Raw genomic sequence first — 277 nt, forward strand, 5'->3', positions numbered from 1 at the left:
GGCATTCTTGTTCACCATTCTTACCATGGTTTACACTTCCCAAGCTACCGTTCATCATGAAGATCACTAAATGATCGGCTCAGCTGCGATTAGCAGCTCTGCGCGTCTTCCGCAAGGCGTGGGATCCATATACACATTACAGGTACAAAACCTATTTTCTGAGGTGGAAATTTTTCATGGAATTCCTGGCAGCAGCATTAGCAATCGGTTTGGGCGCACTTGGCGCTGGTGTTGGTAACGGTCTGATCGTAAGCAAGACAGTAGAAGGTATCGCTCG

At 47.7% G+C, this 277-nt stretch carries 1 pseudogene; it reads left to right on the forward strand.

The features are described 5' to 3' along the window. Positions 1 to 176: 176 nt before the first annotated feature. Positions 177 to 277: pseudogene (locus tag KVT34_RS30235) on the forward strand (F0F1 ATP synthase subunit C); the annotation flags it as partial.

This window comes from Paenibacillus sp. GbtcB18 (assembly GCF_019091125.1).
GTDB lineage: Bacteria > Bacillota > Bacilli > Paenibacillales > NBRC-103111 > Paenibacillus_F > Paenibacillus_F chitinolyticus.